The following is a 13053-nucleotide window of genomic DNA, read 5'->3' as shown; positions in this document are numbered from 1 at the left end:
TATTGGAATATGGGGTGGTAAAGGGCTACTCCATCCACCGCCGTCATTCCGGCATTGAGGCGGAATGACGGGAGAAGGAAACGGCGCGTTTTCTGACTATGACTTCTCGTGTCTCGTATTCACTGCGCCATCGAGAACTGCTGCATCTGCTGTTGAGGCATCGCGTCGATCCTGCCGTGTAGCAGGTCGTGGATGAATTCCATCTTGCTCACAACAGGCGGGGCCAGCACGAAGGGATAAAGGTCCGCCTCCCCCATGCTGCGCTGGATCGAGTTGATGGCGACGCTGAGCGGAATCCAGGCCTTGACCAGTTGTGCGGCGCTACGGGCATTGTAGGGATCGAAAGTGACCTCCGCCGCCATTTCCTCATGTCCGTCGGGGTCTATCGCCACGCCAAAGGCGCGCGCGGTTTCCAGCGTATCGACGATGTGAAGATAATGCGCGAAACACTCGGCAAAATCCTCCCAGGGATGCACGGAGGCATAGGCGCTTATGAAAGTTTCCTGCCAGTTGGGGCGCGGCCCCTGCTCGTAATTGCGCTGTAGCGCCGCGGCATAGTCTTCGCGCTCGTCGCCGAATACCGCGCGGCAGGCCTCCAGTCGGTTCTCATCACGAACCAGCTTGTTCCAGATGAAATGCCCGACCTCATGGCGGAAATGGCCAAGCATGGTGCGATAGGGCTCGTTCATGTTGGCGCGCACCTGCTCGCGCGTCGCATCATCCACCTCTGCCGCGCGAATGGCGATCAGGCCCTCGTCGTGGCCGGTCATGGCGGGAATGACGGAACCGTCAGGTGCGACTTCGTCGACCAGAAAGTCGAAGACTAGCCCGCCGACAGGATCGGCATCGCGGTTGGGATGCGGCAGGCCGAGACGCAATATCGAATAGAACAAATGCCGCTGCGCCTGGCTGATGCCGCGCCACTGTTCGATACCCTTATCCGTCGCAATATTCGGCACGAGACGGTTATGGCTGCAGGCCGGACAAAAGGCGTTCTGGCTTTCCGCCGGCACGGACCAGTTGCAGATGTCGTTCACCTCATTGGCGCAGAACCGCACCTGTCTTTCCGGCTGGGCCACGAGTTGCCAGTTCGGCTCTCCCGCAGGCGCCAGCGCTTCCATGGAAAGGCGCTCCGGCACGAAGGCCAGACGATGGCCGCAAGAAACGCAGAAACGATTGTCGAAGTGGACCGGCTGGCCACAAGAAGCGCAGGAAAAAAGCTTCATTCATGAAACCCTTGCGGTGGATGAATTGGGTGAAGGCGAATATATGAGACCAAGGTGAAAGGCGTAACACACCCGCCCTTCAAGCCTCCAGACGACAAGAGCGCATGTGCGATAACACATGCGCTCCAAAGCACCGCGTCAAAGACGCGGGAGCCCGTCAGGTGGCGTTACATACGATCAACGACACCCTTGACCGCATCCTTGGCCTTGCCGACGTTCTTCTGTACCTTGCCTTCGGTTTCCTGAGCGGCACCCTTGGCGCGCAGCTCGTTGTTGCCGGTTGCTTCGCCGACGTTTTTCTTGACCTTGCCAGCAACTTCCTTGGCTGTACCGGCGATCTTGTCTGATGTGCTACCCATGTTACTGCTCCCTAGTTGAGCCGTACTTTCTGTGCGGCTTTCGGGACTGTTAACGTCAGGGATTGGGATTGGTTCCAGCAGTCGACAAAAGGAGCATCACGAAAAAATCAGGCGTGGCCGGCTTCCGCAGAAAGCATGCGAGCATCCACACCCATAAGCGCAAGCGCCCGTTCGTATTTGTTGTCCAGTGCACGGTCGAAAATCAGCTCTTCCGCCGCCGGGCAATTCAGCCATCCATTATTGGCGATCTCGTTTTCCAGCTGACCCGGACCCCAGCCGGCATAACCGAGCATCATGGTAGCCTTTTGCGGGCCGCGACCATTGGAAATGGCGCGCACGATATCCAGCGTCGCCGTCAAGGAAATGTCGTCGCTGACCGGAATGCTCGATTCACTTAAATAATCATCGGAATGCAGCACGAAACCCCGGCCGGATTCGACCGGGCCGCCGCACTGGATCGGAAATTCCCGGGTGCGGTTGGGCAGCATGATGGCGTCGTTGCTGTCCACCAGCTTCAGATGCAGCAGAATATCCGTGAAGGTGATCTGCTGCGGCCGGTTGATGATGAAACCCATGGCTCCGGCATCCGAATGGGCGCAGATATAGACCACCGAACGGGCAAAATTGCCATTGTCCAGCCCCGGCATCGCAATGAGGAACTGGCTGTCAAAAAAGCCACGTTCGCGTTTGTCCATCAGGGTTGAAAAGCTCACCGGCGCCTCCAGCTTGCCGAATTCCATCGTTGAACGGGAAAGCGGCGTTCGCACTTCGACAAAGCACAGGATGCGGCATCGCGCCCGATCAATCAACCGAAAATGATGAACCGCACGAATTCGTAACTGGTCCATCAGGCGATGTTGGGTTAGACGGAAAGAATGAGCGTCAGGACATTCTTTCGATTTTCACATCTTCGCCTCGCCGTTGCCTTCGCCGCCCTACTCGGTGGCGGGCAAGTAGCGCAGGCCGAAATTACCGACTGGGCGAGAAGTGAAGGCGGCCAGATGCGTGTGGCAAGCCTTGCCATGGATGCGGACGGCGTGGTGCGCGGCGTGTTGCAGATCGAGCCGAAAGACGGCTGGATAACCTATTGGCGCGAACCAGGCGAAGCTGGAATACCGCCCAAGATCACGCTTGATCCGGCAAGCGGTGTAAGCCTGACATCGATGGCCTATCCTGTTCCCAAACTCATCGAGAACGGCGATATCACCGATATCGGCTACGATCACGCTGTCAGCATTCCCTTTCAGTTGAAAGCCGTGGACGCCAAAGCGGGAGGCAATATCGACCTCACCGCCTTCATCGGCGTCTGCCAGAATATCTGCATTCCCTTTGAGGCGACGTTTTCGATCAGCCGCGGCAATGCGGGCGATGACGACCACGAAGAGCGGCGATTGCTGGAAGAGGCGCGCGAGACGCTGCCAGAGGCTGCGTCCGACGATTTCAAGGTTGTCGATTTCCACATCACGCCCGACAAGACCATGCTTGGCGTGCAATTGCAGCTGCCGGAAAACGCGCCGAAGGAGACCGAGATATTCATCGCCGGCCCCTCCGGTTTTGCCTATTATGAGCCGCAGAACCTGGTGCGAGACAAGCGCAAGCTCTCCTTCTACATGAACATCAAGGGCTTGCCAAAAACCTATCAGGTGCAGGGCAACAGCTGGCCCATTCTTGTCAAATCCGGCGATCGGACCATGGAGACCATGCTCAATTTTCCAAAGCCCTGACCGTTCAGGCGGCATATCCCGAACGGCTGTCTCAGCCATGGAATTTCCCGCGAAAACCGTATGACAGTTTTCTTTTCCTTGCTCTATAGTCGCGCGAACCAAACGGCCATAGGAGCATGGACATGACTATCAAGATCGGCGAAAAACTGCCTTCCGCAACCTTCAAGGAAAAGACCGCCGATGGCCCGGTGGAAACCACCACCGATGCGCTTTTTGGCGGCAAGACGGTGGTTCTTTTTGCCGTACCCGGCGCTTTCACTCCCACCTGCTCGCTGAACCACCTGCCGGGCTACCTCGAAAACCGCGACGCCATTCTCGCAAAGGGCGTGGATGACATCGCCGTCGTTTCCGTCAACGACTGGCACGTCATGGGCGCATGGGCACAATCGTCCGGCGGCCAGGGCAAAATTCACTTCCTCGCCGACTGGGACGCCGCCTTCACCAAGGCGCTCGGCCTCGATGCCGACCTCTCCGGCGGTGGCCTCGGCGTGCGCTCCAAGCGCTATTCGATGCTGGTGAAAGACGGCGTGGTTACATCGCTCAACGTGGAAGAAAATCCCGGCCAGGCGACGGTCTCGGCCGCTGCAGCGATGATCGAGCAGCTTTAAGCCACCTCTCTGTCGTCGCGAATGAAGTACAGTATCCATTAAAGGGCGGTCAAACCGCCCTTTTTCACACATTCATATCGAACACCAGAAGCCCGGCCAGACCGCCATCGGTCAGCGAGACCAAACGTTGACCGACTTCCATGTGTTGCGGGTGCGCCAGATATTCGTCGCGGGCTTCCGGGCTGTCCAGCGTCACGATGAAGCCATCGACGAAACCGCCATTCAGGCCTTCCGGCGAAACGTTCTGGCCGTATTTCACGTCGATTATGCCGGGTATCACGTTCTTGAGGGCCGCAATTGCTTCAAACACCGCGTGTTTTTCAGAGGATGCCGTTGCAGCCTTGAACCGTAGAAATACACAATGCAGGATCATCTGAATGTCTCTCCTCCGCTGGAACATCGTCCAACTGTTTGACGACAAGATAGATCGGGTTTCAGTTTTCACAATCCCTTATCACGGTTGGCCCGGATCAGGGCCGCATGGAAGAAATCAGACTTCCGTTACCGGCGTTTGAAAGGCTCCATGCCCTTGCGTGCCAATTCGTCGGCGCGCTCGTTTTCCGGGTGGCCTGCATGGCCCTTGACCCAGTGCAGCGTCACTTTATGGCGCTCCTGCGCCGCCTCCAGCGCCTGCCACAGCTCCACATTCTTGACCGGCTTGTTATCGGCGGTTTTCCAGCCCTTCTTTTTCCAGCCGAAAATCCACTTGGTGATGCCATCCTTGACATAGGCGCTGTCGGTATAGAGATCGACTTCGCAGGGACTTTTTAGCGCGTTGAGCGCCGAGATGGCCGCCAGCAGTTCCATGCGGTTGTTGGTGGTATCGGCCTCGCCGCCGGACAATTCCTTTTCGGTCTCGCCATATCGCAGCACGGCACCCCAGCCGCCCGGACCGGGATTGCCGGAGCAGGCGCCGTCGGTGAAGATATCGACATGTTTCATTCGCCAACCAGCCCGTATTCGGCGACATGACTGATGGAGCGGTGGAACCGCAGCTTGCGCAGATATTCCAGCGGGTCTTTCTTCACCACCAGCGCGCCCGCCGGCGTCGTCAGCCAGTCATAGAGGCGGGTCAGGAAGAAGCGCAGCGCCGAGCCGCGTGCCAGAAGCGGCAAGGCATCCAGTTCCGCCTCGCTCAACGGACGCACTGACTGGTAACCTTCCAGCAGCGCCTTGCCCTTGGTGACGTTGTACGCACCATCCTTCTCGAAGCACCAGGCATTGAGGCAGATCGACACGTCATAGGCGAGCAGGTCGTTGCAAGCGAAGTAAAAATCGATGAGGCCGGAAAGCTCGTCACCGAGGAAAAAAACGTTGTCCTGAAACAGGTCCGCATGGATGACGCCCGCGGGCAAATCCTTCGGCCAATGGGCGGCGAGATAATCGATTTCCGGGCGGATCTCTTGCTTCAAGCCCTTCTCCACCTCGTCGGCGCGGTCTTCAGACTTGTCCCATAGCACCTTCCAGCCATCGACGGAGAGTGCATTGGGGCGCTTGATCTCGAACCCCTCACCGGCCAGATGCATGGCGGCCAGCGCCTTGCCGACTTCCCGGCAATGTTTCGCTTCCGGTTTTCGCAACCACATGCCTTCAAGGAAGGAGATCAGCGCCGCTGGGCGACCGGACAATTCGCCCAGCAGTTCCCCGTCCTTGCGCGGCAGCGGCAAGGGGCAGGACAGACCCTTGGCGGCCAGATGCTGCATGAGACCGAGGAAGAACGGCAGATCGGATTTTTCCACACGCTTTTCGTAAAGCGTCAGGATCAGTGGATCCTTCGTCGTATGCAGCAGGAAATTGGAGTTTTCAACGCCTTCGGCAATGCCCTTATAGGATGTGAGGCTGCCAACGTCGTATTGTATGAGGAAATTCCTCAGATCATCTTCGGTGATGTCCGTATAAACTGCCAATTTCAAATCTCTTGATGAAGGATGGAGTGAAAATCTGAAGAGGGGATGACATATGCGCGGTGGGAACCGCTCACATATCTCGCCATCCCGGTCTAGGCGCCAGTGGCGGCTTTCGGTGGCAGGGCATTGCTGGCATTGCCGTTCACGAAAGCCATGTCGTCCGTCGTCAGCTCGATGCTGCGCAGTTCGCGGTTGACGAGGAAATGTTCCGTTTCCTCCACCGTGACGGCCAGATCGAGCGTCGTATCGAAACGCGCCTTGAAGGCTTCGATGATCTCATCAACTATGACCTCCGGCGCGGAAGCGCCCGCCGAAAGACCGACGGTGCGGATATCGCCGATCGCATCCCAGTCGATTTCCGCCGCACGCTGCACCAGAACCGAATGTTTGGCGCCAGCGCGCAGCGCCACTTCCACCAGCCGCTTCGAGTTTGACGAATTGGGAGCGCCGACCACGATGAAGAGATCGCAGCCGGGGGCCGCCTGCTTCACCGCATCCTGACGGTTGGTGGTGGCGTAACAAATGCTGTCGGCGGCTGGCGCCTGAATGGCCGGAAAACGTTCCTGCAACCGGGCAATAACGCCTGCGGTATCATCGACAGACAGCGTTGTCTGGGTAACGAAACCGAGGTTTTCTCGGTCCACCGGTTCATAGGTGCTGGCATCCTCCACCGTCTCGACCAGCGAAACAGTACCTTCGGGCAGCTGGCCCATGGTGCCGATGACCTCAGGGTGACCGGCATGGCCGATCAACACGACATGACGGCCGAGGCGCTGGTGGCGCATGGCCTGCTTATGGACCTTGGAGACGAGCGGGCATGTGGCATCGAGATAAAACAGGTTGCGCGCCTGCGCATCCTCCGGCACGGATTTCGGCACGCCATGGGCGGAAAAGACCACCGGCTGCTCGCGATGCTCGGTGGGGATTTCGTGCAGTTCCTCGACGAAAATCGCGCCCTTGGCTTCCAGCCCCTCGACCACATATCGGTTATGGACGATTTCGTGGCGGACATAGACCGGCGCGCCATAGGCTTTCAGCGCCAGCACGACGATCTGGATCGCCCGGTCCACGCCCGCGCAAAAGCCGCGCGGTCCGCACAGCCTTATCGTCAAAGGGGGTTTGGAAACGGCGATGTTCATTCGTGCTCCTTGGCGTGCTCCTTGCCCTTGCCCGGTAGCCAGCCTTACCGGACAGGGCGCGCGTTATTCACCTTGCGCCTTACCGTTCCGGAAATAGGCAAAACCGGCGACGATGACAAGGGCCGCCGCCAGACCATACCACGTTATCGCATATTGCAGGTGATTGTTGGGCAAATCTATCAGCGTCACGCCGCCCTGTGGCCAGCCGCCGGGGTTCGGCGCATCGTCGGCATCCACGAACAGGTTGACCAGCCTGTTGGGCGGGATATCGGTGCTCGACGCCATGGCCGCCAGATCCTTCCAATAGAAGATGTTCTTGGCGATATCGTTATCCGGCAGCAGGGAAGACGGTTTTGCAACGAGCGGCGCGCGCGCCAGTCCCTTGATCTCCACCTCGCCAGCGACCTGCCCTTCAGGCCGCTTCGTTGCCTCCTTCATCTCAAACGGCACGAAGCCGCGATTGACGAAGAGGATACGGCCATCGGCAAGCGACAGCGGAGTATAGATGTAATAGCCGGTTCTGCCCTGGTGGGTGGCGAAGAAATGCCGCTCGCGGGCATGATCGAAAACGCCGGAAACGTTGACCCTGCGATATTCAATTTCGCCGCCGCTTTTGGCAATGACCTCGATCTGCGAGAGCGTGGCCGGACTTGCGTTGCGCCGCGCCTCGATATCGGCAATCAGCGCTTCTTTCCAGTAAAGCCGCTTCACCTGCCATGTGCCTAGCCCGAGAAGGATGGCAAGTGCCAAAAGGACGAGCGGCGCGGCAAACCAGATGCGTCTTTCCGCCGCCTTCATGTGGGAAACCTCATTCACGATCAAGCCTGCCTTCGCTTGCATTGTTGCGGTATTGCAGCGCAATCATGATGCCCTTCATCTTGCGCAGCAGCACGAGGGAGACGATCACCGCAAAAGGCAACCAGAGCATGACATGCACCCAGACGGGCGGCGCAAAACGCTGATCGAACCAAAGCGCCAGCCCGACGACAAGGAAACCGACGATCAGCATGACAAAGACGGCCGGGCCTTCACCCGCATCGGCAAAGCCGTAATCCAGCCCGCAAGCACTGCATGCGGGTTTCGGGGTCAGGAAGCCGTCGAACAGCCTGCCATTGCCGCAACGTGGGCAGCAGCCCTTCAGCCCGACTTTTATTGGGTCCACCGGCGCAAAGCCGCCGTTTCCGGGTTCAGACATGATGGCCTCCCGCCTTGGGCCGGTTAAACCTCCGTCCGGCCCGCCTGTTTAAACACAAAGGGCGGCAGATGCCGCCCTCCGAGTCAGAAAACAAACCGCATCACTCCGCCAGCGGCGCGCCCCAGCCGCCCCAGATGTAGATCGCGAAGAACAGGAACAGCCAGACGACGTCAACGAAGTGCCAGTACCAGGCAGCTGCTTCGAAGCCGAAATGCTGTTTCGGCGTGAAGCCGCCGGCAATGGCGCGCAGCAGGCAGACCAGCAGGAAAACCGTGCCGACGAAAACGTGGAAACCGTGGAAGCCGGTCGCCATGAAGAAGGTCGCGCCATAGATCGAGTTCTTGAAGTCGAACGGGGCGTGCATGTATTCGTAAACCTGCACGGTCGAGAACAGGACGCCGAGCGCAACGGTGAGGACGAGACCGGTGATCAGCCCCTTGCGGTCATTGTGCAGCAGGGCATGGTGCGCCCAGGTGACGCAGGTGCCCGACAAAAGCAGGATGACGGTGTTGTAGAGCGGCAGGTGCCAGGGATCGATGACCTCGATGCCCTTTGGCGGCCACTGACCGCCGGTATATTCGAGGCGGGACGCCTGAATGGCCTCGTGCGGATAAAGGCTGGCATCGAAATAGGCCCAGAACCACGCGACGAAGAACATCACCTCAGAGGCGATGAACATGATCATGCCGTAACGCAGGTGAAGCGAAACGACGCGGGTGTGGCTACCCTCATTGGCTTCCTTGATCGTGTCTGCCCACCATGCGTACATGGTGTAAAGCACGATGACGAGACCGATATAAAACAGCCAGGGATTGGCCAGTTCCATGCCGAACAGCTTGAAGGAGCCAGCCGACAGGTAACGCATGTAACAGACGCCGCCGAAGGTCAGAATGAAGGCGCCGATCGAGGCCAGAAGCGGCCAGGGGCTTGGATCTATGATGTGGTAGTCGTGGTTCTTTTGATGCGTATCTGCCATGTGTGACAATCCCCTGGTATCTCTTCCCAGACCCGGACCTGCTCAAAAGGCCCGAGTCTCCTCTCACAATTTGCTTTCGCCAGATTCAGTCTTTACCGGCAAGGACGCAACCGGTTTTTCGGTTTTGGCCGGATAAAACGTATAGGACAGCGTCAAAGTATGAATGTTCTTCGTTTCGCGCGCCGTGGCGATATCCGGATCGATGAAAAACACCACCGGCATTTCGAGCGTTTCGCCCGGCTGAAGCGTCGTTTCAGTGAAGCAGAAACACTCCACCTTGTTGAAATAAGCGCCTGCTTCCATGGGCGTGACGTTAAAGACCGCTGTGCCCGTGGTTGCCACCGCTGAGCGGTTCGTCGCCTTGAAATTGATCTGCACCGTCTCGCCGATTTTCGGCGTGACCAGCTTGTCGACCGGGCGGAAATCCCAGTTGAGGCCATTCGACGTATTGGCGTCGAATGTGACGTTGATAGTCTTGTCGAGAATGACGTCGGAATATTGCTCGACGCGCTGGGTCGTGCCGTTATAGCCAGTGACGCGGCAGAACAGGCTGTAGAGCGGAACGGCGGCATAGGCCATGCCGATCATAGCGCAGAAAAACACGAGACAGAGCACGAGGATGGAGCGATTGCTCACCCGCTGCGTGCCGGCCGTTGCCTTGTCTGCCCCGATATTTGCCCCAGTACTCGCCATGTCCCCCTCCTCTCCTCCGATCATGCCCTCACTGTCAGGCCGTCAATGCGAGCCGATCTTGATGATGGTGATGACGTAAAACAGCACCACCAGACCGGCGAGCAAGACGCCGAGCGCGACGTTGCGCCCGCGCCTCGATTTTTTCTGCGCCGCGCTCAGTTCCACGGTTTCCATCAAAAAACTCCCGAAATCACGGCTTTCAGGGCCGGAGCGAAATGATCGGCCAAAAGGCCGGAGAAGATGGCGAAGAGGTAAAGCACCGAATAGGCGAACATCTTCTTGGCGGGCAGCATTTTTTCGTCACCGTCAGGCATGCGCCGGACATCGAGCGAACAGTACACGAAGATCGCGCTCAGCACGGCGGCGAAAATGCCATAACCGAGGCTCGCCAGACCGGTGAAATACGGCGCGACCGCAACTGCAGCCGTCAGCACCGCGTAAACGATCATCTGGTTTTTGGTGGAGCGCTCGCCCGCCACGTTCGGCATCATCGGAATGCCGACGGAGCCGTAGTCGCGCATCTTGAACAGCGCCAGCGCCCAGAAATGCGCTGGTGTCCACAAGAAGATGATGAGGAAGAGGATGACGCTATCAAGCGATACGCCGCCGGTGACGCAGGCCCAGCCAAGCATGGGCGGGAAAGCGCCGGCAGCACCACCAATGACGATGTTCTGCGGTGTCGAGCGTTTCAGCCACATCGTATAAACGACGGCGTAGAAGAAAATGGTGAAGGCGAGCAGTCCGGCGGAGAACCAGTTGACCGCAAGCCCGAGGATGACCACCGAAAAGGCCGAGAGCGTCAGCCCGAAGGCCAGGGCCTCGCCAGGTGCTACGCGGCCGGAGGGGATCGGCCGCTTGGCGGTGCGGCTCATCACTGCGTCGATATCTGCATCGTACCACATGTTGAGCGCGCCGGATGCGCCGGCACCGACTGCAATACAGAGAATGGCGATGAGGCCGAGGACCGGGTTGATGTGGCCCGGCGCCAGCACGAGGCCCGCAAACGCCGTGAAGACGACGAGCGACATGACGCGCGGTTTCAGCAACTCGAAATAATCGCGCGCGCCGGCTTCCGAAAGTTCGGAGCTTTCCAGGCCAAGCATTTCGCGATTGTCGATGACGGTCATTTCGTATCCTGTTTTTCTTCAGATGCCGCTTGCCGCGGCATCCCTTGCACCAGCCCGAAAACAGAGTGTCGTTTTCGGCGTGCACGGTGCGTCAATTCATTGGTCCGAACGTTCCGGCACGGGCAGCACCGGGGTCAAAGACCCGATGCCATGCGCCTGGCATATCGCCACGCCCGTTCCGTCGCCCTGCTGCGTCTGCCCATTCATAGTGGCAGTACTTGGCTTTTATCATGTCGCACGAAAAGCTTCGCTTGGACAAAATGCCTCACGCAGCAGCAGACTCCGTCCGCCTCAAGGGAAACGGCGCGGATAAGCCCACACCATCCCCTCTTTTCAGCTTCCGGAGTTCGCAAGCCCTGCCTGCGCACTCCGGTCCGGCATTCAGCGAATGCGCGGAAGCTGTTCCCACTGGTGGTATGGCGGCGGAGAGGACAGCTGCCATTCGAGCGTCGTCGCACCTTCACCCCAGGGATTGTTGCCAGCGATCCGCTTCTTGGCGAAGGCTTCCCAAACACCGAAGAGGAAGATCAACACGGCAACGGCCGAGATATAGGAACCATAGGAAGACACCAGGTTCCAGCCGGCATAGGCATCGGGATAATCGATGTAACGACGCGGCATGCCGGCAAGGCCGAGGAAGTGCTGCGGGAAGAAGATCAGGTTCACGCCAACGAACATCACCCAGAAGTGCAGCTTGCCGATGAACTCGTTGTACATGTAGCCGGTGATCTTCGGGAACCAGTAATACCAGCCGGCGAAGATCGCGAAGACCGCGCCGAGCGACAGAACGTAATGGAAGTGCGCCACGACGTAGTAGGTGTCGTGCAGCGAACGGTCGAGACCGGCATTGGCGAGCTGGACGCCGGTAACACCGCCGACCGTGAACAGGAAGATGAAGCCGATTGCCCAGACCATCGGGGTCGAGAAGGTCAGCGAACCGCCCCACATCGTCGCGATCCACGAGAAGATCTTGATACCTGTCGGCACCGCGATGACCATGGTTGCGAAGACGAAATAACGCTGCGCTTCCAGCGAAAGGCCGACCGTGTACATGTGGTGCGCCCACACGATGAAGCCGACAGCGCCGATGGCGACCATGGCGTATGCCATGCCGAGATAGCCGAAGACCGGCTTCTTGGAGAAGGTGGACACGATGTGGCTGATGATGCCGAAGCCGGGCAGGATCAGGATGTACACTTCCGGGTGGCCGAAGAACCAGAACAGGTGCTGGTAGAGGATCGGATCACCGCCGCCTTCCGGCGAGAAGAATGCCGTGCCGAAGTTACGGTCGGTCAGAAGCATGGTGATGCCACCAGCCAGAACCGGCAGGGAAAGCAGCAGCAGGAATGCGGTGACCAGAACCGACCAGGCAAAAAGCGGCATCTTGTGCAGCGTCATGCCCGGAGCGCGCATGTTGAGGATGGTGGTGATGAAGTTGATGGCGCCAAGGATCGAGGACGCGCCGGCAACGTGCAGCGAGAAGATCGCAAGATCCACCGCCGGTCCCGGCATGCCGTTGGTCGAAAGCGGCGGATACATGGTCCAGCCGCCACCCACGCCGTAACCGCCAGCCGGACCTTCGACGAAAAGCGACAGGAGCAGTAGGATGAACGCCGGAACGATCAGCCAGAAGGAAATATTGTTGAGGCGCGGGAAAGCCATGTCAGGAGCGCCGATCATGATCGGGATCATCCAGTTGGCAAAGCCGCCGATCATCGCCGGCATGACCATGAAGAAGATCATGATGAGCGCGTGCGCTGTCGTGAACACGTTGAACATGTGCTTGCCGCCGTCGATGGCAGCGTCACCCTCGAAGCCGTAGACCATGGAGGCCAGACCGTGGAAGATCTGGATGCCCGGCTCCTGCAGCTCCATACGCATGACAACCGAAAGCCCGCCACCGATGATGCCCGCCATGATGGCGAAGATCAGGTAGAGCGTGCCAATGTCCTTATGGTTGGTCGACAGGAACCAGCGGGCGAAAAAGCCCGGCTTGTGGGAATGATCATGCGAATGATCATCATGCGCGTGCCCATCATGAGCGGATTGACCATGCGAGTGATGATCGTCGTGTGCGGAAGGTCCAGCCATTGTCGTCA

At 58.7% G+C, this 13053-nt stretch carries 16 protein-coding genes; 2 read left to right on the top strand and 14 right to left on the bottom strand.

Annotated elements, in window-relative coordinates:
* Positions 1 to 119: 119 nt before the first annotated feature.
* The 3 genes from AC1DCP_RS03265 to AC1DCP_RS03255 form a co-directional block, all read right to left on the bottom strand.
* Positions 120 to 1226, bottom strand: coding sequence for a zinc-binding metallopeptidase family protein (locus AC1DCP_RS03265; RefSeq protein WP_003511810.1), 1107 nt, complete (start codon positions 1224 to 1226; stop codon positions 120 to 122).
* A 167-nt stretch (positions 1227 to 1393) separates the two neighbouring features.
* Positions 1394 to 1585 carry a CsbD family protein gene (locus AC1DCP_RS03260; protein ID WP_003511808.1) on the bottom strand — a complete coding sequence of 64 codons (192 nt, stop codon included), beginning with the start codon at positions 1583 to 1585 and terminating at the stop codon, positions 1394 to 1396.
* A gap of 107 nt (positions 1586 to 1692) precedes the next feature.
* Positions 1693 to 2298, bottom strand: coding sequence for a YqgE/AlgH family protein (locus AC1DCP_RS03255; RefSeq protein ID WP_065688291.1), 606 nt, complete (start codon positions 2296 to 2298; stop codon positions 1693 to 1695).
* A gap of 162 nt (positions 2299 to 2460) precedes the next feature.
* Here AC1DCP_RS03255 and AC1DCP_RS03250 point away from each other — a divergent pair, with 162 nt between their 5' ends.
* Together AC1DCP_RS03250 and AC1DCP_RS03245 are read left to right on the top strand one after the other, a co-directional pair.
* Positions 2461 to 3309, top strand: a complete 849-nt coding sequence (locus AC1DCP_RS03250) for a protein-disulfide reductase DsbD domain-containing protein (protein ID WP_019564180.1) — start codon at positions 2461 to 2463, stop codon at positions 3307 to 3309.
* 122 nt (positions 3310 to 3431) lie between these two features.
* Positions 3432 to 3917, top strand: coding sequence for a peroxiredoxin (locus tag AC1DCP_RS03245; RefSeq protein WP_003511803.1), 486 nt, complete (start codon positions 3432 to 3434; stop codon positions 3915 to 3917).
* A 64-nt stretch (positions 3918 to 3981) separates the two neighbouring features.
* Here the strand turns inward: AC1DCP_RS03245 and AC1DCP_RS03240 are convergent, their stop codons facing one another.
* The 11 genes from AC1DCP_RS03240 to ctaD form a co-directional block, all read right to left on the bottom strand.
* Positions 3982 to 4290 carry a Dabb family protein gene (locus AC1DCP_RS03240; RefSeq protein WP_003511801.1) on the bottom strand — a complete coding sequence of 103 codons (309 nt, stop codon included), beginning with the start codon at positions 4288 to 4290 and terminating at the stop codon, positions 3982 to 3984.
* A 128-nt stretch (positions 4291 to 4418) separates the two neighbouring features.
* Complete coding sequence (rnhA, locus tag AC1DCP_RS03235; protein ID WP_003511799.1) at positions 4419 to 4859, bottom strand: ribonuclease HI; 441 nt, start codon at positions 4857 to 4859, stop codon at positions 4419 to 4421.
* Complete coding sequence (locus AC1DCP_RS03230) at positions 4856 to 5824, bottom strand: homoserine kinase (RefSeq protein WP_003511797.1); 969 nt, start codon at positions 5822 to 5824, stop codon at positions 4856 to 4858. Before AC1DCP_RS03230 ends, rnhA begins: the two co-directional genes overlap by 4 nt.
* 92 nt (positions 5825 to 5916) lie before the next feature.
* Complete coding sequence (gene ispH / locus AC1DCP_RS03225; protein WP_003511794.1) at positions 5917 to 6963, bottom strand: 4-hydroxy-3-methylbut-2-enyl diphosphate reductase; 1047 nt, start codon at positions 6961 to 6963, stop codon at positions 5917 to 5919.
* A gap of 63 nt (positions 6964 to 7026) precedes the next feature.
* Positions 7027 to 7761, bottom strand: coding sequence for an SURF1 family protein (locus tag AC1DCP_RS03220; protein ID WP_025592673.1), 735 nt, complete (start codon positions 7759 to 7761; stop codon positions 7027 to 7029).
* 10 nt (positions 7762 to 7771) lie between these two features.
* Complete coding sequence (locus tag AC1DCP_RS03215; protein WP_019564184.1) at positions 7772 to 8158, bottom strand: DUF983 domain-containing protein; 387 nt, start codon at positions 8156 to 8158, stop codon at positions 7772 to 7774.
* 100 nt (positions 8159 to 8258) lie between these two features.
* Complete coding sequence (locus AC1DCP_RS03210; RefSeq protein WP_003511788.1) at positions 8259 to 9134, bottom strand: cytochrome c oxidase subunit 3; 876 nt, start codon at positions 9132 to 9134, stop codon at positions 8259 to 8261.
* A 63-nt stretch (positions 9135 to 9197) separates the two neighbouring features.
* The gene (locus AC1DCP_RS03205) at positions 9198 to 9827 is read right to left on the bottom strand and encodes a cytochrome c oxidase assembly protein (protein WP_065688068.1); all 630 of its coding nucleotides are present in this window, start codon (positions 9825 to 9827) and stop codon (positions 9198 to 9200) included.
* A 42-nt stretch (positions 9828 to 9869) separates the two neighbouring features.
* Positions 9870 to 10001, bottom strand: coding sequence for a hypothetical protein (locus tag AC1DCP_RS03200; protein WP_013635615.1), 132 nt, complete (start codon positions 9999 to 10001; stop codon positions 9870 to 9872).
* Positions 10001 to 10954 carry a heme o synthase gene (cyoE, locus tag AC1DCP_RS03195; RefSeq protein ID WP_065688067.1) on the bottom strand — a complete coding sequence of 318 codons (954 nt, stop codon included), beginning with the start codon at positions 10952 to 10954 and terminating at the stop codon, positions 10001 to 10003. The genes AC1DCP_RS03200 and cyoE overlap by 1 nt, the downstream gene beginning before the upstream one ends.
* A 381-nt stretch (positions 10955 to 11335) precedes the next feature.
* Positions 11336 to 13045 (bottom strand): cytochrome c oxidase subunit I, encoded by a 1710-nt coding sequence (ctaD, locus tag AC1DCP_RS03190; RefSeq protein WP_003511781.1) that lies wholly within the window; start codon positions 13043 to 13045, stop codon positions 11336 to 11338.
* Between the last annotated feature and the right edge of the window lie 8 nt (positions 13046 to 13053).

The organism is Agrobacterium sp. 10T429, from assembly GCF_056393925.1.
This window is presented reverse-complemented; position numbering and strand designations above follow the sequence as displayed.